General features: G+C 68.8%; 27 protein-coding genes. 16 read left to right on the top strand and 11 right to left on the bottom strand.

All coding sequences use genetic code 11. From position 1 onward, the window contains the following. Window positions 1–3: 3 nt before the first annotated feature. The 9 genes from GVN21_RS06325 to GVN21_RS06365 all read left to right on the top strand — a co-directional run bounded on the left by GVN21_RS06325 (window position 4) and on the right by GVN21_RS06365 (window position 7,728). On the top strand, window positions 4–408 hold the full coding sequence (locus GVN21_RS06325; RefSeq protein ID WP_166573874.1) for a hypothetical protein: 405 nt from the start codon (window positions 4–6) through the stop codon (window positions 406–408). A 185-nt stretch (window positions 409–593) separates the two neighbouring features. After that, complete coding sequence (locus GVN21_RS06330; RefSeq protein ID WP_166573875.1) at window positions 594–1,364, top strand: hypothetical protein; 771 nt, start codon at window positions 594–596, stop codon at window positions 1,362–1,364. Then, window positions 1,361–2,161, top strand: a complete 801-nt coding sequence (locus GVN21_RS06335; RefSeq protein ID WP_166573876.1) for a hypothetical protein — start codon at window positions 1,361–1,363, stop codon at window positions 2,159–2,161. Before GVN21_RS06330 ends, GVN21_RS06335 begins: the two co-directional genes overlap by 4 nt. Before the next feature lie 9 nt (window positions 2,162–2,170). After that, complete coding sequence (locus GVN21_RS06340) at window positions 2,171–2,608, top strand: hypothetical protein (protein ID WP_166573877.1); 438 nt, start codon at window positions 2,171–2,173, stop codon at window positions 2,606–2,608. Beyond that, on the top strand, window positions 2,605–3,087 hold the full coding sequence (locus GVN21_RS06345; RefSeq protein WP_166573878.1) for a hypothetical protein: 483 nt from the start codon (window positions 2,605–2,607) through the stop codon (window positions 3,085–3,087). The genes GVN21_RS06340 and GVN21_RS06345 overlap by 4 nt, the downstream gene beginning before the upstream one ends. Before the next feature lie 37 nt (window positions 3,088–3,124). Further along, window positions 3,125–3,880 carry a hypothetical protein gene (locus GVN21_RS06350; RefSeq protein ID WP_166573879.1) on the top strand — a complete coding sequence of 252 codons (756 nt, stop codon included), beginning with the start codon at window positions 3,125–3,127 and terminating at the stop codon, window positions 3,878–3,880. Between the two features lie 120 nt (window positions 3,881–4,000). Next, complete coding sequence (locus GVN21_RS06355) at window positions 4,001–6,913, top strand: M16 family metallopeptidase (RefSeq protein ID WP_166573880.1); 2,913 nt, start codon at window positions 4,001–4,003, stop codon at window positions 6,911–6,913. Between the two features lie 8 nt (window positions 6,914–6,921). Continuing rightward, on the top strand, window positions 6,922–7,320 hold the full coding sequence (locus tag GVN21_RS06360; protein ID WP_166573881.1) for a hypothetical protein: 399 nt from the start codon (window positions 6,922–6,924) through the stop codon (window positions 7,318–7,320). A 9-nt stretch (window positions 7,321–7,329) separates the two neighbouring features. Continuing rightward, window positions 7,330–7,728: a hypothetical protein gene (locus GVN21_RS06365; protein ID WP_166573882.1), complete on the top strand. Its 399-nt coding sequence runs from the start codon at window positions 7,330–7,332 to the stop codon at window positions 7,726–7,728. Window positions 7,729–7,841: 113 nt separating this feature from the next. Here GVN21_RS06365 and GVN21_RS06370 read toward each other — a convergent pair whose 3' ends face one another. After that, entirely contained in the window at window positions 7,842–8,525 is a 684-nt protein-coding gene (locus GVN21_RS06370; RefSeq protein ID WP_240902783.1) for a hypothetical protein, read from the bottom strand. A gap of 356 nt (window positions 8,526–8,881) precedes the next feature. Here GVN21_RS06370 and GVN21_RS06375 point away from each other — a divergent pair, with 356 nt between their 5' ends. Further along, window positions 8,882–9,424 carry a PAS domain-containing protein gene (locus GVN21_RS06375; RefSeq protein ID WP_166573884.1) on the top strand — a complete coding sequence of 181 codons (543 nt, stop codon included), beginning with the start codon at window positions 8,882–8,884 and terminating at the stop codon, window positions 9,422–9,424. Here the strand turns inward: GVN21_RS06375 and GVN21_RS06380 are convergent. Together GVN21_RS06380 and GVN21_RS06385 are read right to left on the bottom strand one after the other, a co-directional pair. Continuing rightward, complete coding sequence (locus GVN21_RS06380; protein ID WP_166573885.1) at window positions 9,421–10,362, bottom strand: aldo/keto reductase; 942 nt, start codon at window positions 10,360–10,362, stop codon at window positions 9,421–9,423. The genes GVN21_RS06375 and GVN21_RS06380 overlap by 4 nt on opposite strands. 2 nt (window positions 10,363–10,364) lie before the next feature. After that, window positions 10,365–12,020, bottom strand: coding sequence for a choline dehydrogenase (locus GVN21_RS06385; protein WP_166573886.1), 1,656 nt, complete (start codon window positions 12,018–12,020; stop codon window positions 10,365–10,367). 216 nt (window positions 12,021–12,236) lie between these two features. Between GVN21_RS06385 and GVN21_RS06390 the strand changes: the two genes are divergently transcribed. Both GVN21_RS06390 and GVN21_RS06395 read left to right on the top strand, forming a co-directional pair. Next, complete coding sequence (locus GVN21_RS06390) at window positions 12,237–13,910, top strand: cyclic nucleotide-binding domain-containing thioredoxin-disulfide reductase (protein WP_166573887.1); 1,674 nt, start codon at window positions 12,237–12,239, stop codon at window positions 13,908–13,910. Continuing rightward, window positions 13,907–14,209 carry a UBP-type zinc finger domain-containing protein gene (locus GVN21_RS06395; protein WP_166573888.1) on the top strand — a complete coding sequence of 101 codons (303 nt, stop codon included), beginning with the start codon at window positions 13,907–13,909 and terminating at the stop codon, window positions 14,207–14,209. Before GVN21_RS06390 ends, GVN21_RS06395 begins: the two co-directional genes overlap by 4 nt. Here GVN21_RS06395 and GVN21_RS06400 read toward each other — a convergent pair. Further along, a complete protein-coding gene (locus GVN21_RS06400; RefSeq protein WP_166573889.1) occupies window positions 14,206–14,658 on the bottom strand; it encodes a DMT family transporter in 453 nt (150 codons plus the stop codon). The genes GVN21_RS06395 and GVN21_RS06400 overlap by 4 nt on opposite strands. Before the next feature lie 79 nt (window positions 14,659–14,737). Between GVN21_RS06400 and GVN21_RS06405 the strand changes: the two genes are divergently transcribed. Beyond that, a complete protein-coding gene (locus tag GVN21_RS06405; RefSeq protein ID WP_166573890.1) occupies window positions 14,738–15,265 on the top strand; it encodes a tetratricopeptide repeat protein in 528 nt (175 codons plus the stop codon). Here the strand turns inward: GVN21_RS06405 and GVN21_RS06410 are convergent. After that, on the bottom strand, window positions 15,262–15,897 hold the full coding sequence (locus GVN21_RS06410; protein WP_205689966.1) for a murein L,D-transpeptidase catalytic domain family protein: 636 nt from the start codon (window positions 15,895–15,897) through the stop codon (window positions 15,262–15,264). The genes GVN21_RS06405 and GVN21_RS06410 overlap by 4 nt on opposite strands. A gap of 330 nt (window positions 15,898–16,227) precedes the next feature. Between GVN21_RS06410 and GVN21_RS06415 the strand changes: the two genes are divergently transcribed. Next, entirely contained in the window at window positions 16,228–17,652 is a 1,425-nt protein-coding gene (locus tag GVN21_RS06415; protein WP_166573891.1) for a DEAD/DEAH box helicase, read from the top strand. A 65-nt stretch (window positions 17,653–17,717) separates the two neighbouring features. Here the strand turns inward: GVN21_RS06415 and GVN21_RS06420 are convergent, their stop codons facing one another. Next, complete coding sequence (locus tag GVN21_RS06420) at window positions 17,718–18,242, bottom strand: lipocalin family protein (protein ID WP_166573892.1); 525 nt, start codon at window positions 18,240–18,242, stop codon at window positions 17,718–17,720. 131 nt (window positions 18,243–18,373) lie between these two features. On the opposite strand from GVN21_RS06420, the gene GVN21_RS06425 reads away from it, so the two are divergent. Both GVN21_RS06425 and GVN21_RS06430 read left to right on the top strand, forming a co-directional pair. Further along, a complete protein-coding gene (locus tag GVN21_RS06425) occupies window positions 18,374–19,441 on the top strand; it encodes an AraC family transcriptional regulator (RefSeq protein WP_166573893.1) in 1,068 nt (355 codons plus the stop codon). Between the two features lie 79 nt (window positions 19,442–19,520). Then, window positions 19,521–20,930 (top strand): S41 family peptidase, encoded by a 1,410-nt coding sequence (locus GVN21_RS06430; protein WP_166573894.1) that lies wholly within the window; start codon window positions 19,521–19,523, stop codon window positions 20,928–20,930. Here the strand turns inward: GVN21_RS06430 and GVN21_RS06435 are convergent. Genes GVN21_RS06435 through GVN21_RS06455 form a run of 5 tightly spaced genes read right to left on the bottom strand, consistent with a single transcriptional unit; the run spans window position 20,908 to window position 23,318 of the window. Next, complete coding sequence (locus tag GVN21_RS06435) at window positions 20,908–21,420, bottom strand: DUF2239 family protein (RefSeq protein ID WP_166573895.1); 513 nt, start codon at window positions 21,418–21,420, stop codon at window positions 20,908–20,910. The genes GVN21_RS06430 and GVN21_RS06435 overlap by 23 nt on opposite strands. Next, window positions 21,417–21,752: a GIY-YIG nuclease family protein gene (locus GVN21_RS06440; protein ID WP_166573896.1), complete on the bottom strand. Its 336-nt coding sequence runs from the start codon at window positions 21,750–21,752 to the stop codon at window positions 21,417–21,419. Before GVN21_RS06440 ends, GVN21_RS06435 begins: the two co-directional genes overlap by 4 nt. Before the next feature lie 50 nt (window positions 21,753–21,802). Continuing rightward, window positions 21,803–22,396: a hypothetical protein gene (locus tag GVN21_RS06445; RefSeq protein ID WP_166573846.1), complete on the bottom strand. Its 594-nt coding sequence runs from the start codon at window positions 22,394–22,396 to the stop codon at window positions 21,803–21,805. Window positions 22,397–22,422: 26 nt separating this feature from the next. Then, window positions 22,423–22,821: a nuclear transport factor 2 family protein gene (locus GVN21_RS06450; protein ID WP_166573897.1), complete on the bottom strand. Its 399-nt coding sequence runs from the start codon at window positions 22,819–22,821 to the stop codon at window positions 22,423–22,425. Further along, window positions 22,818–23,318, bottom strand: coding sequence for a GNAT family N-acetyltransferase (locus tag GVN21_RS06455; RefSeq protein ID WP_166573898.1), 501 nt, complete (start codon window positions 23,316–23,318; stop codon window positions 22,818–22,820). Before GVN21_RS06455 ends, GVN21_RS06450 begins: the two co-directional genes overlap by 4 nt. Between the last annotated feature and the right edge of the window lie 9 nt (window positions 23,319–23,327).

The raw sequence follows: 23,327 nt of genomic DNA on the forward strand, positions 1-23,327 counted from the left end.
ATGATGCGTTTGAGAGAATGGCTGATCTTGCCAGCCTTCGCCATGGCGGTCATGGTCATCAATGTCGCCATCAGCTTTGCGGTAGTCTGGGTCTATTCCCTCTTTGAACCGGGCCACCCACAGGCCTTCTACAATGCCTTCGCCCTCAAGGCCGCTCCGGTCAGCAGCGTCCTGTTCGGTATCCCGCTGATGTTCCTGGCAGGCTTTTTTGTTGCGCGAAAGCGCAGCCGCAGGAGCGGGCTGATCGCCGCCGGCGCAGTGAGCCTCCTTTATACGGTTGTCGATATCGCGATGCTGCTCGGCTATGCCGCCAGCCCGGAATTCTGGTTCTGGGGCACACTCTCCTACAGCACCAAAATCGCCGCCTCCCTGGCAGGCGGCTGGGCGGCTACCCGCCGCACGGCCTAGTGTCGGACCCAGGTCGGTTGCTCACTCGGGCCAACGCCGTCCGGTCCGCGTTTTAGCCACGGACTGATCGCGCCACGCCAGCAGGGAAGAGATCAGCGTTCAGGAGGCTACCCAGGCCTTGGGTGCGGAGGCAAGCCACGGAACACGGGTTGCGGAATTGAAAGGTTTGGTGAAAAACTTCGGGCGTGGGTCGGACAGTCATCACCATATTTTCCTGCTTTGCCCTGGCGTCATCGGCCGCGGCGCAGACGCCCGGGGCGACCGTACTCGAACGGTCCAGCGTGCCGGACGAAGCCTATCAGCAGGCTGTGGTGAAGGGGCCGGACAGCGACTCTCCCGCCTGGCTGATTCGCACCTGGGCGCCGGTCGGTGAGCGCGATGCCGAGTCGGCGCCGATACGGGCGGTGGTCGTCATCGATGGCCAGGCGGACGTCGGCGCCGCGGCCGCCATGGCGCGCCAGGTCGAGGCCGTGGCGGCCGATGAGGCTCTGCTTGTGATCACCATCGCACCGGCCGATGAGGCCGTCGCCCAGACCTTCCGCCGTCGGGGCTGGACGGAGACCGAGCGCGCAGCGCTGGCGGATTACCTGCGTCGGACGCTGGCCCCGGAGTTGCGAGGCCGGAGCGATGTCGCCACTCTCCGGTTGATCGGCATCGGCCGGGGCGCGGACGTCGCCCTGGCGGTCTTTGGCCAGGACCCGGCCGCGTTCGACAGCGTCTACGCCAAGGACCATGGGCTGACCGGCGAGGCGCTCAGCGCGATCGCGGCCGCCCTTCCAGCGGGCAAGGCTGACCTGCGGCTGAAGCTGGACCTGGGCTGGAGCCAGGCCAGCGATGCCCCGAATTCGGCCACTCTGGTCTTTCTGGAAAAGGTTAGGGCGCGCGGCCATGCGGTAGGTTGGAAGATCAACGAGGGCGACGAGCAGTTTCTGCGGCGGAGCCTGTTCGCCCCATGAGACAGGCGCTGGCCTCCATCCTGGGGTTGACCATCCTCGCACTGCCGACCGCCCCCTTGGCCCAGGGCGCGGCGCCCGCTAGCCCGCCCGCCGCTCCCGATTTCGCGCGATCGGAACGGCTGGTGCTCCGCTCTAGCGCGTTGGGTGAGGACGTGACGATCCGGATCCAGTATCCGGCCCTTGGCGTGCGCCCCGGCAACGTCGTCCTGATCGCCCTGATGCCGTCGCCCGACGCCCGAAGGATCGCCGCCGACCTTCGCAAGCGCGAGTTGGAGACCTCGATGTACGGCGTGGTCGTGGTCTGGCTGGAGAACGCCGGCCCGCTCGACAGCGACAGTCTCGCGGAAGAACTCGCGGGACCGGCCTATCGGCAGCAAAACGGCCGATTCACCCAGTTTCTCAGCGAGGAGCTGAAGCCACTGTTGGCCAAAGAGCTCGCGCTCGAGGGCAAGATGCTGGTCGCCGGCGAAGGCGTCTTTGGCCGGGTGGTCCTCCAGGCCGCGATCGAGGAGCGCGGAGTCTTCGACGAGTATGTGGTGGTCGACATCACTCTGACCCCCGAGGAGTCTGCCTTGCTGGCCGCCAAGGCGCCGGCGTCAGCCTCGACATACAGCAATATCAACCTGCTGCAGTGGCCGAGGAACCCAGGCGAGCCGGCGGTTCTTGAACCATTGCTCGATCGCCTTGTCGAAGGCCCCTTCTATATCCAGCTCGATGTGCCTCCGGGGGACGATATCCAGGTCACCGACTACGTGCGCGATCGGGCGGCCCAGATGGCCGTTGTGCCGCCGCCCTAGGAAAACGCCATGCTTAGAACCGTCCTGCTGACGGCGGCCTCCTTCTTCGTGGTCGCTCCCCTGGTCGGAATCCTCTGCCTGACCGCCTTGGGCTTCAGCCAGACCGAGACTGATCCGGCCGACGCCTTGCTGGGCTTCGCCTGGTTGCTGCCCTTTGCATACCTGATCGGCGGTGTTCCAGCCGCACTGATCGGGGCCTTGGTCGGGCTCGTCGCCGGCCGCGCGCCGGCCCCGGTCTATGTGTTGGCCGGCAGCGCCCTGACCGCAACTGTCGGAGGGCTGGTCGGCAGGTTCGGCGGCGAAGGTGTTCCGTCCGATGAGGGCGTTATCAACCTGATCCTGATCGGAGCAGCGGCCGGGCTGTTCGCCACCCTCGCAGCGCTCATGTTCCGTAGGCCCATTTCATTGCCCACATCCACCACATCCAGTGAGGCGCCCGCCGAATGAGAAGCTTCGTCCTCACCCTCGCCGGTGCTGCCGTCGTCGCGGCGCCGGCGCTCTCCGCCCAGTCCCTGGCCTTTGCCGAATGGGGATTTCTCGTGACGTTTCCTGGCGAGAGCAACCAGCGCATCAGCGAGTTGAGGGACCGGTCAATCCTCCTGGTGGCCAGCCCAGACAATACATACGCCATTACGGTAGCGCGCTATCGCGCACCCATCACCGACCCCTCGGGCATGTTGGACTTCATGACCGGCCCTGACACCGGACAGACCGTGGTGTCCTCCCAGCCGCTGACCCTACCCGGCGCCGTTGGTCGTGAGGTCGTCTTGAAGCGGACGTCAAGCTCGATCGACATGTCGTCTGGCTTCGAGCTTCGGCGGGTCTTCGTGCGCGGGAACATCGTCTATCGAGTCACCGCCCTCTACCCGGATGAAGGCGCGGCCGCTCCGGCTCGAGCCTTCGCCACCTCCTTCACCCTGCAGTAAGCGTGAGGCAGAGGATGACCGCTCAAGGAAAGATGCTGTGAATCGAGCCGTCTCGGCAGCCTTGCTTACCGCCGCATTGGTCGCCATGCCGACCCTGGCGGCGGCCCAGGAACAGTTGAGGCCGACCGGCGGAATCAGCACCTCGATGGGGACCCACCATCCCATCATGACAGGCGTCGGCCGGTTCCGTTGCTACAGCCTGCAGACCCGCGCCGGCGAGCGTTACCAGGTCACGCTGCTGTCTGAGGCCTTCGCGCCAGTTGTGCGCGCCGGTAAGGGCAAGTCCTGCGAGGCGCTCACCCGGGTAGTCGAGGATCGCAAGGTCGATGGCGAGCGACTGGCCGATGTCCACCTGGACGGCGACGGCACGATATGGCTGATCGCCGCCATTGCGCCCGACGGTGCAACCGGCGGCTACCATCTGGGCGTCAATCGCATCCAGACGGCCCCGGCCGTCACACTGAACATGAGATTTGGCCAGACATTGAGTTCGGCGCTAACCCCTGATGATGCGGTCAACACCATCTTCGCGGCCTATGATTGCTACAGGTTCGAGGCGTCACGCGGCGACGATCTTATCGTGACCATGCGCTCTTCGGCCTTCAAGCCGGCCGTGGCGCTCTACGCCGGCGGATCCTGCGAGGGAACGCCGATCAGTTTCCAGAATGAGTTTGGCGAGGGCGAGGCCCGGCTGGTCCAATCAATCACCAACACTGAAGTCTATTCGGTTCGCGCGAGGAGCCAGTTGCGCGATCAGTTCGGAGCCTATTCCCTGACCCTCCAGCGCCGATAGCCGGCCCTTCTCCGCGGCTGGATTGCGACCCTACGGTTGGCCCCCGCCACATCCCTGCCTTGCCATCGCCTCGACGCCCGGCAATGTTGCCGAACAAATAAAACATCGAGTGCTCTGGCTTTGCTCCAAACGACCCGTTTCGCCCGTCCGGCGCTGATCGCCGCGACGGTTCTGGCCCTTGCCGGCTGCGCCCAGGTTCGGGGCCTGATCCCCGGACAGGATCGTCCCGCCGCCGCGGCGCCGGCCCCCCGCGCCGCGGCGCCCGACCCCACTCGCCTGCCGCCCGGCGTCTGGCCCCAGGTCCAGAGCGACATCGCCCCTGACCCTGCCGTCCGCTTCGGGTCCCTGCCCAACGGCATGCGCTATGCGCTGATGAAGAACGCCACTCCGCCCGGCGCCACCGCCATCCGGCTGCACTTCCGCGCCGGCTCTCTGCATGAGGCCGACGACCAGCAGGGCCTGGCCCACTTCCTCGAGCACATGGCGTTCAACGGCTCGAAGGCCATTCCCGAGGGCGAGATGGTCAAGGTGCTGGAGCGCCACGGCCTGGCCTTCGGCGCCGACACCAACGCCTCCACCAGCATGGAGGAGACGGTCTACAAGCTGGACCTGCCCAAGAGCGACGACGAGACGGTCGACATTTCCCTGAAGCTGATGCGCGAGACCGCCGGCGAACTGCTGATCGATGCGGCGGCCGTCGACCGCGAGCGCGGCGTGGTGCTCTCCGAGGAACGCGCCCGCGACACCCCCGGCTGGCAGCTCTACCAGAAGCGCCTGGAATTCCAGATGCGCGGCCAGCGCCCGCCGCTGCGCTACCCGATCGGCAAGGTCGAGATCCTGCAGAAGGCGCCGCGCGACCGCATCGCCGCCTTCTACGACGCCTACTACCGGCCCGAGCGGACCACCCTGGTCATCGTGGGCGACTTCGACCTCGACAAGATGGAGACCAAGGTCAAGACCGTCTTCGGCGACTGGACCGCCCGTGGCCCGGACGGCCGCGACCCTGATCTTGGCCCCGTCGCCGAGCGCCAGGCCGAAGCCCTGGTCGCCATTCAGCCGGGCTCGCCCACCGCCTTCCAGCTGACCTGGATGCGCGGTCCGGAGCTTGAGCGCGACACCGCCGACAAGCGCAGGCGCGACCTGGTCGAGACCCTCGGCTTCGCCGTGCTCAACCGCCGCCTGGCCGCCCTGGCCCGTGGGGGCGAGCCGCCCTTCATCAGCGCCGGCGCCTTCAAGGGCGATCAGTTCCACGCCGCCACCGCCACCTCCATCGCGGTCACCGCCCGCCCCGGCGAATGGCGCGTGGCCCTGCAGGCCGCCGAGCAGGAACAGCGCCGCGCCGTCCAGTACGGGGTGCTGCAATCGGAACTCGACCGTGAGATCGAGGAGTACCGCGCCTTCTTCAAGAGCCGGGTCGCCGGCGCCGCCACCCAACGCACCCCGGCCCTGGCCGGCGTCATCCTGGGCAGCCTCGACTATTCCGAGGTGGTCACCAGCCCGCAGCAGGACCTCGACCTGTTCGAGGCCGCCGTGAAGGACCTCAAGGCCGAGACCGTCTCCGCTACCCTGAAAGACGCCTTCCGGGGCAATGGCCCGCTGATCTTCGTCGCCACGCCGACCGCCATCGACGGCGCCGAGGTGGCGGTGATGGACGCCTACAACGGGTCGCTGAAGGTCGCCGTCTCGGCGCCTACCGAGGCGGTGCGCGGCTCCTGGCCCTATGCCGACTTCGGCGCGCCGGGCAAGGTGGTCGAGGAGAAGGACATCGTCGATCTCGACACCACCTTCATCCGCTTCGAGAACGGGGTCCGCCTGACCGTCAAGCCGACCAAGTTCCGCGACGACCAGGTGATGGTCCGGGTGCGGATCGGATCCGGCCTGCTGGGCCAGCCTTCCGACCGCCAGAACCTGGCCTGGGGCGCCGGCTCCATCGTCGAGGGGGGCCTGGGCAAGATCAGTCGCGAGGACATGGAGCGCGTTCTGGCCGGCAAGGTCTACGGCGTCGGCTTCGGTATCGACGAGGAGGCCCTGACCTTCAGCGGCGGCACCCGGCCGGAGGACGCCGAGCTGCAGATGCAGGTGCTGGCCGCCTATGTCACCGACCCGGCCTGGCGTCCCGCGGCGTTCAACCGGGTCCGCGCCGCCGCCGCCACCTATGGCGAGCAGTACGAGATGACCACCGGCGGCGTCCTGGCCCGTGACCTGAGCGGCCTGCTGCGCGCCGGCGACAAACGCTGGACCACGCCGACCAGCGCCGAGATCAAGGCCACCCAGCTGGAGCAGGTCAAGGCTCAGGTCATGCCCGACCTGACCGGCGGGCCCATCGAGGTGATCATCGTGGGCGACATCACCGTCGAGCGGGCGGTGGAGATCACCGCTGCCACCTTCGGCGCCCTGCCCCGCCGGCCTGACTACAAGCCGGTTCCGGACGCGGCCCGCGTGGTCGGTTTCCCCGCCCCCAACGCCGAGCCCCTGGTGCTGACCCACAAAGGCCGCGCCGACCAGTCGGCGGCGGTCATCGTCTGGCGCACCGACGACTTCTACAGCAACGTTCAGCGAGCCCGGAACACGTCGATGATGGCCGAGATCCTCGGCCTGCGCCTGATCGATGAACTGCGTGAGAGGCAGGGCGCTACCTACAGCCCCAACGCCAGCGCCAACCACAGCGGGACCTGGACCGACTGGGGCCTGGTCATGGCCAGCGTCGAAGTGCCGCCGGACAAGCTCGACGGCTTCTTCCGCGACACCCTGAAGATCGCCGGCGATCTGCGCGACGCCCCGCCCACCGAGGACGAGATGATCCGCGCCCGAAAGCCCTATCTCGAACGCCTGGCCAAATCCCAGGTCACCAATGAGTACTGGCTCGGCCAACTGGGCGGGGCGCAATACGACCCCCGTCGCCTGGACGCCGTCCGCTCGGCCCAGGCCGGCATCGAAGGGGTTTCGCCTCAGGACGTCCAGGCCGCCGCCCGCCAGTTCCTCGCAGACGGCCGCGCCTGGCGCGTTGTGGTCAAGCCGGAGAAATCGAAGTGAGACATCGTATGAAAGCCCTGCTCCTCGCCGCCGGCCTATCGGCCGCGCTCACCCTCCCGGCGCAGGCCGCGACGCCGGAGGAAAACCTCTACTACTGGGGCCAGTGCGCCGTCGCGGGCGGCATCTACGAGGCGTCTGTGGACGGGGGCAGCTCGAACGCCGCTATCAACGACGCCTACAAGCGGTTCATGGTCCTGATGCCCCGCATGGAGAAGCATGTCGATGGCATCGCCGCTGAGCTCGGAGACGCCAAGTCGGCGCCCGTGCTGGCAAAACTCAAGTCCGACTATACCGCCGTTCTTGACGGTTGGGACGGGCAAGGCGAGCCGGAGGCCTTCTTCATCAGGACGTTCGGCCCGATCATGGACCGTTGCATCGCCGAAGCGGCAAACCTGCCGGAAGCCTAGAGAGAGCCCATGCGTCTGACCCTCACCCTGACCGCCACCGCCCTGCTCCTCGCCACGCCTGCCCTGGCCGGCCCGAAGGAGGAAGCCGAGGTGACCCGCCTGGCCCAGTGCACCACGCACCTGGCGGCGCTGTCCGTGCTGGCCGAGACCTTCCCCACCGACGCCAGAATCAAGCCGCTGGCCGACCGGATGAACCCGCTGCTGCCCCGCGTCGGGGCCCGGTTCGACGCGCTGCGCAAGGTGGTGGGCGACGAAAAAACCCAGGCCATCACCGAGAAGGTGTTCGCGGACGCCAAGCCGCAGATCGAAGCCGTCGTCGGGGCGAAGGACCCGGCCGCGGCCCTGGTCACCAACCACGGCAAGGCGCTGGACGCCTGCCTGACCGAGATTGCGAAGCTGCCGGCCTGAGCTGACCGGACCTAGAGCAGGGCTCGATTTGATGGAATCAAATCGCGCTGCTCTAGGTTCTTGCTGGTCGCGCGTTTGACCCGATTACCGGTTCCCACTCATAGGAACGCGCTCTAGTAGATGGTCCCGCCGACCCCGCCGTCGAGGCTCATATTGAAGGTGGCGCTGGACTCCTCGCGCACCATCTCCTCGCGGTAGGCGGTGTAGGTTTCGACCTCGACGATGGTGATCACCTTGATCCCCGCCCCGAACCGCCGCAGGAGCGAGCGCTCGTTGCAGTCGCGGGCCGGGCGTTGCGGTCGGCAGGAAATCCGCCCGCCGCTGACCGCCGCACCGTCACCAGAGGCGACCGAGCCGTATTCGTAGTGGAGGGCCTCGCCCTTCTGGCAGAAGACGGTCTTGCCGCCGTCCCCACCGCCACTGGTCCGCTCGGCTGACCACTCGACCAGGGTCCACTGCATGCGGGTGCCGGCGATGCAGCGGTAGAGCTCTCCCTCGTAGCCGTCAGCCACCTCTTCGCCGGCGAACACCTGGCTGGCGGCGTGCGGGATGTCGCGGTCGTCCACGCAGTAGGCGCGGATGATCACCCGGCGGGTGCGGGTGCGCTTGGCCTCATAGGCGACCTTCTTTTTCTTCAGGCTGCCCTCGACGTTGAGGCCCTGAATGATACCCGTGGCGCCCGGCGCGCTGTAATAGCCCCCGCCCCCGCCACCGCCGCCGTACACGACGGCGCCGGAGCTCGCGCGGCCGCCGGCTACGGCGACAGCCGTGACGTTGGCGTTGACCTGGACATTCACGCGCCCACCGCCGCTGTCACAGCATTGCGGGGGCGACGGCGGCCGCGGCGGCGGCGCGGGCGGGGTGCAGCAGGGCGGAGGGGCCGGCGGCGTGCAGCACGGCGGCGGTGGGGGTGCGCAGCACTGGGCGGCCGCCTCCTCCGGCGTCGCCGAACCGATCATCAGCAGCACGAACCCGGCCGCCAGTCCCAGAAAAGTCGTCCGCAAACCCATGGGGCCGCTCCCGCAAAAAGCCACTTCGCCCCATGCAAGAACCGCGCCGGAGTGTCCCATAGTGGAACGCAATCCCCCCGGCCCGATCCTTCCCTGCAACCCCCGTGCGGCCGCTTTGGGCCGACGGGAGGCAGGGTGAGGCAATGGCCCATCCCAACACGGAACGATTGACGGAGTATTGGCGGGCTCGCGCGGGCCATCGCCCAGCCCCGGCGCGCGCCGACATCGACCCGATGGATTTCGTCGACATCCTGCCCCAGACGCTGATCGTCGGCCGCCGCGAGGCGGGCGACCTGCCGTTCCGGCTGGTCGGCGGCCTGATCGCCCAGTTGCACCGGCGCGACCTGCGCGGCGTCAACCTGCTCAGCCTGTTCGCCGCCGCCGACCGCGCGCCGCTGCGCCTGGCCACCGAACAGATCCACCGCCGCCCCGAACCCCTGACCATCGAAGGCCAGATTCGCGCCGAAGGCGTCGGCGGGCCGGTCGGCCTGGAGATGGTGTTGCTGCCCCTGGTCGGCGTCACGGGCGAGATCGACCGGTTCCTGGGACTTTACCAGCCCCTGGGCATGACCGCCCGTCTGATGGGCCGCACGGTCACCGATCTGAAGGTCAGCAACCTGTCCCGCTCGGGCGAAGACGGCCCGCGCCTGCGTCTGGCCTCGCTGGACGGGCGGCGGATCGCCTAGGCCGAGGCCTCGTTCAACCGCGACATCTGCGCGTCCGACAGCGACAGCCGCGCCGCGCCCAGCAATTCCTGAAGCTGCGCCACGCTGGTCGCGCTGGCGATCGGCGCGGTCAGTCCCGGCCTGGCCATCACCCAGGCCAGCGCCACCTGCGCCTGGCTGGCGCCGGCCTCGGCCGCCACCGCATCGAGCGCCGCCAGCACCTTCGGACCCCGCTCGCCTTCCAGGTGCTTGCCCATGCCCCGTCCACGCGGGCTCTTACCCAGGTCCGCTTCCGAGCGGTACTTGCCGGTCAGAAAGCCGCTGGCCAGGCCATAGTAGCTGATCACGCCAACCTCGCGGGCGATACAGAGGTCCAACAGCGGCCCCTCGATCCCCCGGTCCATCAGGTTGTAGGCCGGCTGCAGGCTGTCGTACCGCGCCAACCCCTTATGCGCCGAAATATCCAGCGCCGAGCCCAGCCGGCCGGCGTCGAAGTTCGACGCCCCGATGGCCCGCACCTTCCCCGCCTTGACCAGCCGATCGAAGGCCTCGGCCGTTTCTTCCTGCGGCGTCTCGGCATCGTCGCGGTGCGACTGGTAGAGGTCGATGTAGTCTGTCTGCAGCCGGCGCAGGCTGTCCTCGCAGGCTTCCTCGATGTTCTTGGCCGAAAGCCCAGGATGCGCCGGCCCCATGGCCACCTTGGTGGCGATCACCACGTCGTCCCGCCGGCCCCTGGCCTTCAGCCAGGTCCCGATCACCGTCTCGGACTCGCCGCCGGTGTGGCCGGGGACCCAGGCCGAGTAGACGTCGGCGGTGTCGATGGTCTCGAACCCGCCATCGACGAAGGCGTCCAGCACCCGGTGCGACGTCGCCTCGTCCGCTGTCCAGCCGAACACATTGCCGCCCAGCACCAGCGGGGAGATAGACAGGCCGGACCGGCCGAGGGGACGTTTCATCATCTCTAAGCCGCCTTCTCCGCCGATGGGTCGTAGACCGGCGCGTCATAGGGCGCCAACGCCGCCTTCCCACGGATCATGTCGCTGGCCTTTTCGGCGACCATGATGGTCGGGGCGTTGGTGTTACCCCCGACCAGGGTCGGCATCACGGACGCATCGACGACCCGCAGGCCGGCGATCCCCTGCACCTTCAGCTCGCCATCGACCACGGCCAGCGCATCGCCCGCCGCGCCCATGCGGCAGGTGCCGACGGGGTGGTAGATGGTCTCCGACGTACGGCGGATCCAGGCGTCGATGTCGGCGTCTGACTGGATCTCCTTGCCGGGCGCGAACTCCGCCCCGCGATAGGGATCGAGCGCCGCCTGGGCCGCCGCCTCGCGGGCGATCTTGACCCCTTCGCGCATGGCCCGGCGGTCTTCCTCGGCGGCCAGATAGTTGGCCAGGATGGTCGGGTCGGCGAACGGGTCGGCCGAGCGCAGGCCCACATGGCCACGGCTCTCCGGCCGCAGCTGGCAGACGTGGAAGGTGAAGCCGTCCTTCTCGATCACCGTCTTGCCGTGATCCTGCATGATCGCCAGCACGGTGTGGATCTGCAGGTCCGGCCGGTCGAGGTCCGGCCGCGAGCGCAGGAAGGCGCCCGATTCCAGGAAGTTCTGCCGCCCCGGCCCCTTGTTGAACAGCAGGTAGTTCAGGCCCGTGGCCAGGCGCTTGAGGCCCTTGTTGTAGCTGTAGGCGGTCTCGACGTTCTGGGTCTCCCAGCTCAGGGTGACGTCCAGATGGTCCTGAAGGTTGGCGCCGACGCCCTTGCTCTCATGCACCACCTTGATCCCGTGCGGGGTCAGGTCGTCCGGCGCCCCGACGCCCGACAGCTGCAGGATATGCGGCGACTGCACCGCCCCGGCGCATAGCAGCACCTCGGCGTCGGCATGGGCGATGGTCCGCGCCCCGCCCTTCTCGGCGTATTCCACCCCGATCGCCCGGCCGTTCTCGATGACGATCCGGGTCGTCCGCGCGCCGGTGATGCAGGTCAGGTTGGGCCGGTTCAGGGCCGGATAGAGATAGGCCTTGGCGGCGCTCCAGCGGCGGCCGTCCTTGATGGTCATCTGGTAGGGACCCCAGCCTTCCTGCTGGAAGCCGTTGAAGTCCTTGGTCACCGGATGGCCCGCCTGGCGCCCCGCCTCGATAGCCGCCGAATAGATCGGGTTGGGCGAGCTGGCCTTGGACACATGCAGCGGCCCCTCGCCGCCGTGCCATTCGTCCCCGCCGCCCTCCAGGCTTTCCGAGCGCTTGAAGTAGGGGAGGATGTCGGCATAGCCCCAGCCGGCCAGACCCATCTGCCGCCACTGGTCATAGTCCCGCGCATGGCCGCGGATGTAGACCATACCGTTGATCGAGCTCGACCCGCCCCAGCCCTTGCCGCGCGGCCACCAGAGCTTCCGGTTGCCCAGGTGCGGCTCTTCCTCGGTCCAGAAGCCCCAGTTGTAGTCGCCCTTGTCCTTGATCAGGTTGCCGACGCCCGCGGGCATGTTGACCAGGATGGAGTTGTCCTTGCCGCCGGCTTCCAGCAGCAGCACCTTGATGTTGGGGTCTTCAGTCAGCCGCCCGGCCAGCACGCAGCCAGCCGAACCCGCCCCGATGATGATGTAGTCATAGCTGGCCATCTGAAGACGCCTCGTCCCGTAGATTATCGTTGTTCAGGCGACAGTGACGCCGGCGTCAGGTTTGGGCAAGAGGCGCCGAGCCCGTCAGGCGAAGTGGACACCGGTTCGCCGCCCGGACGGGCTCAAAAAGCAAGGAGCCGGAACGCTCTTGGCGTTCCGGTGGGTCATCCTTTGGTTCAGTTGACGCAGGGCCTCGTGCGGGGCCTCCTTGGCGCCATGAGCGACGATGAGAACGTGGCGGTCCCCGCCGGCTCGGGCTTTGCCCGCTTTGAGCAGACCTTCCCGACCCTGACGCCCGCCGAGATCGGCCGGATGAAGCGGTTCGGCGAGGTGCGTGGCTTCAAGGCCGGCGACACCCTGTTCCGCTCCGGCGAACGGGCGCCGGGGATGTTCGTCATCCTGTCAGGCTGTGTGGCCATAACTCAGCGCGACGGCATGGGTCATGAGACCCCCGTCGTGGAACAGGGCCCTGGCCAGTTCCTGGCCGAGGTCAGCCAGCTGGGCGGCAGCGCCGCCCTGGTCGACGGGGTGGCGGAGACCGATCTGGAGGCCCTGGTCATCTCCTCGGCCAACGTCCGCGCCCTGTTGGTGGCCGAAGCGGAGCTTGGCGAACGGATCACCCGGGCGCTGATCCTGCGCCGGGTGGCGCTGATCGAGGCGGCGGCCAGCGGGGCGGTGCTGATCGGCCATGCCGGCGAGCGCGACGTGGTCCGCCTGCAGGGCTTCCTCACCCGCAACGGCCAGCCGCATCATCTGATCGACGCGAAGTCCGATCCCGAGGCGGCCCAGCTGATGGCCCGCCTCAACCTGACCGAGGCCGACCTGCCCCTGGCCGCCTGTCCCAACGGCGAAATCCTGCGCCGGCCCAGCGACAAGGATCTGGCCAGGGCGCTGGGGATGATCAGCGGCCCGGACCCCGACAAGGTCTATGACGTGGCGGTGGTCGGGGCGGGACCGGCCGGTCTTGCGACGGCGGTGTACGCCGCCTCCGAGGGCCTCAGCGTCGCGGTCATCGACCGCCGCGCCTATGGCGGCCAGGCGGGGGCCAGCGCCCGGATCGAGAACTACTTCGGCTTTCCGACCGGCATCTCCGGCCAGGCCCTGACCAGTCGGGGCGTGCTGCAGGCCCAGAAGTTCGGGGCCGAGCTGATGATTCCCGCCTGTGTCAGCGACCTCGACTGCACCCGGCCCGACGGGCTTCGCGTGCTGACCCTGGAGGACGGCGCCACCCTGACCGCCCGCACCGTGGTTGTGGCCAGCGGCGCGGCCTATCGCCGGCTTGAGGTGGCCAACCTGTCGGACTTCGAGGGCCGGGGCGTCTGGTACTGGGCCTCGCCGCTGGAGGCGGAGATGTGCGCGGGCCAGGAAGTCATTGTGGTCGGCGGCGGCAACTCGGCGGGCCAGGCGGCGGTCTACCTCTCGGGCCATGCCGCCAAGGTGCGGGTGATGGTTCGCGGGCCGGGGCTGAAGGAGACCATGTCCCGCTACCTGATCGATCGCATCGAAGGGGCCGGCAACATCGAGCTGACCCCGCACAGCCAGATCACCGCCCTTGAGCCCGACGCCGACGGCGCCCTGGCCCAGGTGACCTGGACCAACAGGCACACCAGCGAGACGACCAGCGCCGACATCGCCCACGTCTTCCTGTTCGTCGGCGCCGATCCGGCTACCCACTGGCTGGCCGACTGCGGCGTGGCCCGCGACGCACCCGGGTTCATCACCACCGGCGGCGTCGACCGTGGCGGACTGGAGTCCACGGTGGCCGGTGTCTTCGCGGTCGGCGACGCTCGCTCCGGCTCGGTCAAGCGCGTCGGCGCCGCCATCGGCGAAGGCGCCCAGGTGGTCGCCGCCATCCACCAGTATCTCGCCGCCCAGGAGGCCAGCGCATGAGCTGCTCTCACCGCGACATGGTTCGCACCGTCACACCCAGCGCCAAGGGCTGCGAGGAGTGCCTGAAGATCGGCAGCCCTTGGGTCCACCTGCGCCTCTGCCGCGCCTGCGGCCACGTCGGCTGCTGCGACGACAGCCCCAACCGGCACGCCAGCGCCCACTTCCGCGAGACAGGTCACCCGGTGATTGAGGGCTATGACCCGCCCGAGCACTGGGGCTGGTGCTATGTGGATGAAGCGTTCCTGGACCTGCGGGACGATCCGACGGAGCAGGTCGGACCTATCCCCCGCTGGGTTTAACCCCGCCGCACCAGCAGCACGCCCCCGACCACCAGCGCCAGCCCGGCGATCCGCGAGAGGCTGATCGGACGCGGCTCGATGCCGAAGGCCCCGAAGTGGTCGAGGATGACGCTGATCAGGAGCTGGCCGCCGACCATCAGGGTGATGGTGGTCGCCACGCCTAGCCTGGGCGCCGAGAAGGCCGCCGCGATGACGAAGCAGACGCCGTAGAGGCCGCCCAGCCAGCCGTACCAGGGCATCTCCGCCACCGCCGACCAGTCCGGCCGCACGCGAAGCGCCATCACCAGCACCGCCAGGGCCGCCGTCCCGATCGCGAACGAAATGAAGGCGGCGTTGACCGGCGAATTGAAGGGTCGCGCCAGCATGGCGTTGGTCGGCCCCTGGGTGGCCGTGGCCATCCCACCGATCACACAGGCGATAACAGCAATGGCGATCATGGACTTGGACATCGTTGATTCCCCTCCGCCCCGCCTCCATACCGCCGCATCGCCCTGAGACCATGGGCAAACGTTCCAAAGGACCCCCGCCATGTCGGAAGCCGACCAAGACGCCCTCATCGACCTGTTCGACGCCGCGTCGGACGCATGGGACGACGGAGACGAGGCCAAGGCGCTGGCGCTGTTCAAGCAGGCCGCCGATCAGGGCGACCTGCCGTCGATGTTGAACGTCGGCTATTTCTACGACGAAGGCGTGGGCGTGCCGGTCGACAAGGGCGCGGCCATGGACTGGTACCGCAAGGCCTTCGACCTGGGCGAGGCCAGCGCCGGGCACAACATCGCCATCCTGTACCGCGAGCAGGACGACGCCAAGAGCGCCGCCGAATGGTTCGCCAAGGCGATCGAGGCTGGCGACGTGGACGCCCACGTCGAACTGGCCAAGGCCTACCTGGCCGGCGATGGCGTCGAAGCATCGGAAGCCAAGGCCCGCGAGCATCTGGAACTGGCCGTCGCCGCGCCGGTCTACAGTGAGGGCGATGAGGTGGACGACGATCTCGACTACATCACCGAGGACGTCCACGACGAGGCCGTCGAGCTGCTGGCCAGCCTGAAGCGCTAAAGCCGCGTCGACAGCAGCAGCCGACCTGGCCCCAGCCGCTCCATGACCTTCGGCAGGTCGCCCTCGGCGAAGGCGAAACAGCCCTGGCTTCGGCCGATCCGGCCGGCGGCGGCGGCCATCGCCGCGCTGACGTACCAGGCGCCGTGAATGACGATGGCCCGGTCGCGGGCGTTGCTGTTGGCCTCGTCCAGCCCGTCCAGCCGCATCGAGCGGCCGTGCTTGCCGGTGTAGAATTCGGCGGTGCGGAAGGCGCCCTCGCAGCTGGCGTTGGAACCCGGCTGGTTGGAGAAGGCCTTCAGCCAGCCGCTGTTGGCCGGGTCCGAACCGCTGCCGTGGGAGACCAGCAGGCTGTCCACTGTGCCCGTCGCCATGTCGACCAGGTGGAACCGCGGCGCCTTGCTGGGGCTGGCGAAGTCGGCGATGGCCACCAGGTCGTGGCGCGGGATGGCGCCGCCGAGACGGGCCAGCTCGGCCCGGGCCCGCGACAGCAGCGGGTTCTGCGGGATCGGCGGCGGGACCATCAACGGCGCGGTCGCGACCCGAAAGGTGCGCGGCGCGGGGCTGGGACTGGCCAGGGCGGAGCTGGCGAGCGGCAGCGCGGCGGCGGCCAGGAACAGGCGGCGTGTCAGCAAGCGGGGCGGCTCCGGCCGTGACAGGAAGGTCGGGTTCATAAGGGATCGGCGGGCCATGCGCGATGCGACGGATGTTCGCTCCCGTGCGAGATGCCCGATTTTCCTTGACTTTTTCATGCTGCACCGCCACATGAGCCTCCTGCGCAGCTTATCTGCGCCTTCGGCCGCGCCCGGCCGCGTGAGGAGTGACTAGTCACTTCGCCCAGGCGCGAGAACCGAACTTCCCCATAAGGACGCCATACGCGGGGCGTTTTCCAACGACCCCCGCGATCCCCCGCGCCGGCCATCAGAGCCCGCGCGGATACGGTCGCACATAGAAAGACCACGGCTTTGACCGCTTTTACTGACCTGGGCCTTTGCAAGCCCATCCTCTCGGCCCTGCTGGCCGAGGGTTACACCACCCCTACCCCGATCCAGGCCCAGGCGATCCCGCTGGTGCTGGAAGGCCGCGACATCCTGGGCATCGCCCAGACGGGCACCGGCAAGACCGCCGCCTTCGCCCTGCCGATCCTGCAGCGCCTGGCCGAGGACCGTAAGCCCGCGCCGCGCCGCGGCTGCCGCGCCCTGGTGCTGTCGCCGACCCGCGAACTGGCCACCCAGATCGCCGAGAGCTTCCGCGCCTATGGCAAGAACATGGGCCTGACCGTCGCGGTCGTGTTCGGCGGCGTGAAGTACGGACCCCAGGTCCGCGCCCTGGCCGCCGGCGTCGACGTGCTGGTCGCCACCCCCGGCCGGCTGATCGACCACATCAACGAGAAGGTCGCCAACCTGTCGGAGACCGAGGTCTTCGTGCTCGACGAGGCCGACCAGATGCTCGACATGGGCTTCGTGGTGCCGATCCGCCGCATCGCCAAGACCCTGCCGCAGCAGCGTCAGAACCTGTTCTTCTCCGCCACCATGCCGACCGAGATCGGCAAGCTGGCCGGCGAGCTGCTGAAGAACCCGGCCAAGGTGTCGGTGACCCCGCAGGCCACCACCGTCGAGAAGATCGACCAGAAGATCCTGTTCATCGAATCGGGCCGCAAACGCGCCCTGCTCGCCGAGCTGATGGACGACGGCGCGATGAAGCGCGTGCTGATCTTCACCCGCACCAAGCGCGGCGCCGACCGAGTGGCCAAGCAGCTGGGCACCATCGGTGTCGAGGCCGCCGCCATCCACGGCGACAAGAGCCAGGGCCAGCGGGAGCGTTCGCTCGCTTCCTTCAAGGCCGGTGACGTCCGCGCCCTGGTGGCCACCGACATCGCCGCGCGCGGCATCGATGTGGACGGCGTTTCGCACGTCATCCAGTACGAGCTGCCCAACGTGCCGGAAGCCTACGTACACCGGATCGGGCGGACCGCCCGGGCCGGCGCCAACGGTTCGGCCATCAGCCTGGTGGCGGACGATGAGCGCAACCTGCTGAAGGACATCCAGAAGGTCACCCGCCAGACCATCCCCAGCTGGGACCGCCGCAACGACCGCAACCTGGGCTCCGCTGAGGCCGCCTTCAAGGCGGCTCAGCCGGCCGAAGTCGCCCGCGAACGCGATCCCCGCGACACCCGCGGCCGCAGCCCGGCCGCCAAGCGGCATGAGCATTCGGCGGGCAAGCATTTCGCCAACGCCCCCCGCGCCTCGCGTCCGGGCGGCTATGACCCGATGGTCGAGGGTGCCACCGCCGCTCCGGCCGCCAACGCGGCCGCCAAGCCCAAGAAGCGTCGCCGCTTCCGTCCCGGCGGCGGTCGTGGGCCGAACACCACAGCCCGCGCACAAGCCTAGGCTCGCAGGGCTTCGAGATGCAGAACCCCGCCGTCTCCGGACGGCGGGGTTTTTCGTGGCCCGCGCTATTGCTGGAGCGGCGCCGGGAACTCGAGCTTGCTGGTGTCGTAGCCCAGCGCCTTGGCGCGGGCGACCAGGGCCTCGAGCTCGGCTGGGGTCGGCGGCTTGCGGGTGTAGATCCACAGCTTCTCGAACTTCGGGTCGGCGCTGATGAACCAGCTGTAGTCGTCGGCCCGGTCCAGCACCCAATACTCCCAGGTGATGAAGAAGGGATAGCTGACCTTCAGCTTGGCGTTGGTCCCCGGATCCATGATCCGGCCCTTGCCCTCAATGGCCTTCTCCTTGCCGGTCGGGGTCTTGTCGCGGCAGGTGTCACGCACGGCGATGCGGCCCTTGTCGGCCGGGGCGTAGGCGGTCGCGCCGGCGACGCAGCCGTCGGTCAGCCTCATCGGCAGCCGGCCGATCTCCAGCCACTGGCCGGAATAGAAGCGCTCCAGGTCGACGGGCTTGGATGGCTGCGGGGCCTGGGCGAGCGCTGGTGTGGCCAGCATGGCAAAGGCGAGGGCGGCGAGGGCGGCTAAGCGTTTCATGGGGTCACTCCACTGTTGCTTCGGGAGCTAGGGCGAACGGACGGCTGATCAACGGCCGCTAAGTCCTTGGAGGCGGGGCGGGCTGCTTTAGATTGGCGGTCGTGGAGATTGGGCCGATCCGATTGAGGTGGATGAGTTGCCTGCTGCTGGCCTTCGGCCTGCAGGCGCTGGTCCATGCCGCCGTGCTGACGCAGGGGTCGTTCAACCGCCGCGCCAACGGCTGGCTGGCCGCGTTGCTGCTGGTGCTGGCCGGCATGCTGACCCCCTTCATCATCGGTTACGCGGGCGCCTATGACGCCTGGCCGTGGCTGTCGTTCGCGCCGTTCGCGGTCCCGCTGGCGTTGGGGCCGTTGATCCTGGCCTATCTCACCAGCCTGACCGGCGGCCGGTTCGACCGCCGCCACCTGATCCCCGCCGGCCTGCAGTTCGGCTACCAGAGCGTCTGCTTCCTGCTGCCGATGGAGGCTAAGCGCGCCTGGAGCAATGGTGTCGACGAGCGGTTCATCGACCCGGTCATCCAGGTCGCCGCCCTCGCCTCCCTGATCGCCTACAGCCTGCTCGGCCTGCGGCTGCTGGCGCGGTACCGGGCCTGGTTGGCCGCTCATCGCAGTGACGATGGCCTGTTCGCCGCCCGCTCTATGCGCAACGTCCTAGCGGCGCTGGCCGGGGTCGCGGCCCTGCGGCTGGTGTTCGAGGTGGGGGAGCGATTGCTGGGTCCTTTCAACTACTTCGACGTCTATCCCTACTATCTAGCGCTCAGCGCCTTTGCCGCCTTCCTGGGGCTGGAAGGCTGGCGCAATGCCGCCCGGCCCTTCCCGCCCCTATCCGCCGAGCCGCCGCAGCCGGCCACCCGCACCCGCGACTGGCAGGCCCAGGGCGAAGTGTGGCTGGAGACGACCCGCGAGGCCGGCTGGGCAGCCGAGCCGGGCCTGACCCTGTCCGATCTCGCCGGCCGCCTGGGCACAAACACCAGCCACCTGTCGCGGGCCTTCAACGAGGGGCTGGGGCGCAACTTCTCCGAGGCGATCAACGGCCTGCGGGCCGAGATGGTCGCCGCCGCCCTGACCGCCGGGGCCCGGCAGGACCTGCTGACGCTCGGCTTCGACGCCGGCTTCAGCTCCAAAGCGAACTTCAACCGCGCCTTCCGCCAGCGCTTCGGCGTCGCGCCCAGCGCATACCGGGCGCGCCTCAAATCCTGAATTTCAGCGCGTCCGCCGGAACGTGAGGCGCGGGGCGGCGACCGCGCCGCCATGGTCCGGGCTCCAACCGGAGACGCCCATGCTCGATCGTCGTGAACTTCTCGCCGGAGGCCTCGCCCTCGCCCTGCCGACCGCCAAGGGTTGGGCGGAGGATGCCCGGATCCTGCGGCAGGCCTACGAGGCCATGCATCCGGGGCTCTATCGCTACAATACGCCGGCCCAGATGAGCGTGCGGTTCGACCGGCTGGAGCGCGAACTCGGCGCCGCCACGACCCAGGTTCAGGCTTTTCTGGCTCTCACCCGTCTGACCGCCGCCGTCCGCTGCGGCCACAGCTTTCCCAATCCGCTGAACCAGCCGGACGCCACCGCCGCCGCCCTCTTCGGCGGCCGCAACCGGCTGCCCTTCACCTTCCGATGGATCGACGGGGAGATGGTGGTGACCGGCTCTGCCGATCCGCGCCTGACGCGCGGCGAGCGGGTTCTGGACATCGACGGGATCTCCACCGCCCGCATGCTCCGCACCCTGATCCCCCTGGCCCGCGCCGACGGCGGAAACGACGCCAAGCGGATCGCCAACATGGAGGTGAACGGGCTGGACCGGTTCGCCGCCTTTGACGTCCATCGCCCACTGCTCTGGCGCACCGGCCCCACGGCGGTGCTTCGGCTGCCGAACCGGCCGATCGAGGTCGCTTGCCTGGCCGAGGGGGAGCCGCGTGGCAGCGCGGCGGAAGGTCCGCCGTTCGCCTTCGCGGTCAAGGCCGGTGTCGGGGTTCTGACTATGACGAGTTGGGCCTTTTACGAGAGCGACTTCGACTGGCGGGGCTTTATCGATGCGGCCATCGACCGGCTGATCGACGAGGGGGGCCGGGGGCTGATCCTCGACATCCGGGATAACGAGGGCGGCCAGGATTGCGGCGATGCGGTGCTGGCCCGGCTGATCGACCGCGACCTGACCAAGCCCGCGTATGACCGCTATACCCGCTACCGCACCGCGCCGGCGGCGTTGAAGCCCTACCTCTCGACCTGGGACCGCAGTTTCCTCGACTGGGGCGACAAGGCCGTGGGGCCCGATTCGCGGGGCCTCTTCCGGATGACCCGCTTCGACGACGGGCCGGACGGCGACGTCATCCGCCCGGCGGGCCGCCGGTTCGCCGGGCCGGTGGCGGTGCTGACCTCGGCGACCAACAGTTCGGCCACCTTCCAGTTCGCCGTTGCGGTGAAGGCCTCGGGACGAGGCACCCTGATCGGCCAGACCACGGGCGGCAACCTGCGCGGCATCAACGGCGGGGCCTTCTTCTTCCTCAAGCTGCCGGCCAGCGGGCTGGAGGCGGACCTGCCGCTGGTCGCCGGCCTGCCCCGTACGGCGCAACCGGACGCGGGACTGGCCCCGGACATCGCCGTGCGGCCGAGCGCCAAGGCCCTGGCGCGCGGCGAGGACCAGGAGATGGCCGCCGCCCTGGCCTGGATCAGGTCCAGCCCAGCATGGTGAGCAGGTGGCTGCGCAGGTCCGACGGCCAGTCAGTGGTGTTGGCCAGGAAGCCCTCGCGATCGTCGGCGAACAGGGTGCGGCTGGCCTCCTCGAAGCCAGCCAGGTCGCCGGCCAGCACCGACATCACCCGGTAGGCCGCCTCCACCGCCGTGCGCCGGGCCTCGGCCGGGTCACGGCGGGCGGCCTCGATCAGCTTGCGCAAGGCCACCGAGGCGCCGCCGGGTTGCTCAGCCAGCCAGTCCCAATGGCGGGGCAGCAGGGTGACCTCCTTGGAGACCACGCCGAGCTTGGGCCGGCCCGCCTTCCTGGCGGGCGGGCGGGGGCGCAGGTCGAGGTCGGTCTGGCGGCCGGTGCGGTCGTCGAACGCCAGCAGGCGGGCGTTCGGGTCGCGCTCGAGCGCCGCCAGGGCGGCCTTGGTCACTGCCTCGACAGACCCGGACGTTACGCGGCGGTGGCTGTCAAACAGGGTCAGGATGGGTTCGTCACTCATAGCTTTTCCGCCCCCAGCCGCTCCCGCCAGACGGCGGCCAGGTCTGTCAGTTGGCTGGCCTCGACGTAGGGCTCGCGGTCCTCGTCGGGCAGGGTCTCCAGCACGTCGAAGGCGAAGGCCCCCTCCCCCTCCTGCTTCCAGGCAGCGACCAGAGCGGGCAGCGGATAGCCGCCCAGCCGCAGCCCGGCCCAGAGGCCGTTCTGGCGGGTCGAGAGGTCCGGGGTCGAACCGACCCAGGCTTGGCCGGTGGTGGTGCAGCGCAGGGCGAACACCCCGGCCGGCTTTCGGCGCTCACGATAGGCGCGCACCAGCGCTTTGCGATCCTGTTTCATACCGCCATTTTACCCGGGTATAATTCTAGGTCAATTATACCCGGGTAAAATTATCTGAAGACGCAGGACGTGCCGGCCCAGAGGGTAGTGACCTTGCCGGCCGGGCCGTCCTGGTCGAGCAGCCCGGAGACCTCCCCGGCCGTGAACTCGATACCCAGGGTGCTTTCCTCGACCTTGAGGTCGGCGAAGTTCTCGGTCAGCGCCTGGCGGGTTGAGCCGACGCCGATGCCGTTCATGAAGGTGACCTTGGCGGCGCTCTCGGCGTCGGCGCTCCAGCCGCTGAACTTGCCGTCCAGGAACAGCGCCGACAGGCCGTTGCCGTACTCGACGAACTCGGTCGGCCCGGCGCCGCATTCGGCGTTGGTCGAGCGGCTGGCCGGCTGGCCGAGAATGCCGCTCAGCACCTCCACCGCCTCGGCGGTCGGGCGACCGAAGGCCAGCAGGCGGGTGGAGCCGCTGTCGAGGACCACCAGGCGCAGGCCTTCGGGATCGAGGGAGACGGCCGCCTTGGCCGCGGGGGCCAGGGCGTGAGTGGGCTCGGCGGGGGCCGGCGCAGCGGGCGGCTCGGTCGGCGAGGCCTCCTCAACAGGCTTGCCGCAGGCGGCGAGCAGGGCCGCGAGGCCAAGGGCGGCGATGAAACGCATGATGGGGTCCTCCCGAATATCGGCGACTATACCGCGCCTTCGGCCATCCGCATCAGCATCTCACCCATCTTCTGGTGCAGCAGGTTGATGGCCTTCAGCGGCCGGACCATGACCTTGAACCGGGTGATCTGGCCTGCCTCGTTCCACCAGATCATGTCGACGCCGTTGATGCGGATGCCGTCGATGGTGCAGCCGAACTCCAGCACGGCGGAGCGCTCGGCCCGCCATTCGCCGAGGTATTCGAAGGTGTCGTTGTTGAGCACCTGCAACGCGCTCAGCAGATACTTCTCGGTGATCGCCTTGCCGACCTGCGGCGTGTGGACCACGGGGCTTTCGAACACGCAGCCCTCGGCGATCAGGGCCGAAAGGTCGGCGGGGTCGCGGCTGACGATGTAGCCGTGCCAGGCGTGGATGGGGTCGGTCATTTGAGGCGTTTCCACATATGCAGGTCGTCGGTGTAGCGGCCGTCGGCGTGGCGAAGGGCGCGCGGTTCGAAAGCATAGCGTTCGAAGCCGGCTGACTCATAGAGGGAGACGGCGACCGTATTGGTCGAGACGACAACCAGCTGGACGATCTCGACCACCTCGCGGGCGTAGTCGAGGCAGGCGGCCATCAGGGAACCGCCGATCCCCTTCCCTCGCCCCTCGGGCAGGACGAACATGCTGTAGATCATGCCCTTGTGGCGTTCTTTCGCGGCGGCCTTGGGGCCGATGGCGACCATCCCCAGGACTTGGCCGTCGGCCTCGGCGACGAAGATTCCATCGGCGGCGACACGGTCCTCGAACCAGCTGGCGGGCTTGGCCTGTTCCTCGGCGAGGGTGGAGACGAAGGTCGCTTCGTCCAGACCCATGGCGGTCAGGCGGATGGCCTGGAAGATGGGGCCTTCGCCGGGTTGAAGGCGGCGGATGGTGGTGGCGGTCATGCTGTTCAT

This window comes from Caulobacter sp. SLTY, from assembly GCF_009905535.1.
In the GTDB taxonomy this organism is placed as follows: Bacteria; Pseudomonadota; Alphaproteobacteria; order Caulobacterales; family Caulobacteraceae; genus Caulobacter.

What these genes read in the sequence shown, in the direction of transcription:
- GVN21_RS06325 (WP_166573874.1), top strand. Translation starts at nt 4, where the DNA reads ATGCGTTTGAGAGAATGGCTGATCTTGCCAGCCTTCGCCATGGCGGTC.
- GVN21_RS06335 (WP_166573876.1), top strand. Translation starts at nt 1,361, where the DNA reads ATGAGACAGGCGCTGGCCTCCATCCTGGGGTTGACCATCCTCGCACTG.
- GVN21_RS06340 (WP_166573877.1), top strand. Translation starts at nt 2,171, where the DNA reads ATGCTTAGAACCGTCCTGCTGACGGCGGCCTCCTTCTTCGTGGTCGCT.
- GVN21_RS06345 (WP_166573878.1), top strand. Translation starts at nt 2,605, where the DNA reads ATGAGAAGCTTCGTCCTCACCCTCGCCGGTGCTGCCGTCGTCGCGGCG.
- GVN21_RS06360 (WP_166573881.1), top strand. Translation starts at nt 6,922, where the DNA reads ATGAAAGCCCTGCTCCTCGCCGCCGGCCTATCGGCCGCGCTCACCCTC.
- GVN21_RS06365 (WP_166573882.1), top strand. Translation starts at nt 7,330, where the DNA reads ATGCGTCTGACCCTCACCCTGACCGCCACCGCCCTGCTCCTCGCCACG.
- GVN21_RS06375 (WP_166573884.1), top strand. Translation starts at nt 8,882, where the DNA reads ATGGCCCATCCCAACACGGAACGATTGACGGAGTATTGGCGGGCTCGC.
- GVN21_RS06380 (WP_166573885.1), bottom strand. Translation starts at nt 10,362, where the DNA reads ATGATGAAACGTCCCCTCGGCCGGTCCGGCCTGTCTATCTCCCCGCTG.
- GVN21_RS06385 (WP_166573886.1), bottom strand. Translation starts at nt 12,020, where the DNA reads ATGGCCAGCTATGACTACATCATCATCGGGGCGGGTTCGGCTGGCTGC.
- GVN21_RS06390 (WP_166573887.1), top strand. Translation starts at nt 12,237, where the DNA reads ATGAGCGACGATGAGAACGTGGCGGTCCCCGCCGGCTCGGGCTTTGCC.
- GVN21_RS06395 (WP_166573888.1), top strand. Translation starts at nt 13,907, where the DNA reads ATGAGCTGCTCTCACCGCGACATGGTTCGCACCGTCACACCCAGCGCC.
- GVN21_RS06400 (WP_166573889.1), bottom strand. Translation starts at nt 14,658, where the DNA reads ATGTCCAAGTCCATGATCGCCATTGCTGTTATCGCCTGTGTGATCGGT.
- GVN21_RS06405 (WP_166573890.1), top strand. Translation starts at nt 14,738, where the DNA reads ATGTCGGAAGCCGACCAAGACGCCCTCATCGACCTGTTCGACGCCGCG.
- GVN21_RS06420 (WP_166573892.1), bottom strand. Translation starts at nt 18,242, where the DNA reads ATGAAACGCTTAGCCGCCCTCGCCGCCCTCGCCTTTGCCATGCTGGCC.
- GVN21_RS06425 (WP_166573893.1), top strand. Translation starts at nt 18,374, where the DNA reads ATGAGTTGCCTGCTGCTGGCCTTCGGCCTGCAGGCGCTGGTCCATGCC.
- GVN21_RS06430 (WP_166573894.1), top strand. Translation starts at nt 19,521, where the DNA reads ATGCTCGATCGTCGTGAACTTCTCGCCGGAGGCCTCGCCCTCGCCCTG.
- GVN21_RS06435 (WP_166573895.1), bottom strand. Translation starts at nt 21,420, where the DNA reads ATGAGTGACGAACCCATCCTGACCCTGTTTGACAGCCACCGCCGCGTA.
- GVN21_RS06440 (WP_166573896.1), bottom strand. Translation starts at nt 21,752, where the DNA reads ATGAAACAGGATCGCAAAGCGCTGGTGCGCGCCTATCGTGAGCGCCGA.
- GVN21_RS06445 (WP_166573846.1), bottom strand. Translation starts at nt 22,396, where the DNA reads ATGCGTTTCATCGCCGCCCTTGGCCTCGCGGCCCTGCTCGCCGCCTGC.
- GVN21_RS06450 (WP_166573897.1), bottom strand. Translation starts at nt 22,821, where the DNA reads ATGACCGACCCCATCCACGCCTGGCACGGCTACATCGTCAGCCGCGAC.
- GVN21_RS06455 (WP_166573898.1), bottom strand. Translation starts at nt 23,318, where the DNA reads ATGACCGCCACCACCATCCGCCGCCTTCAACCCGGCGAAGGCCCCATC.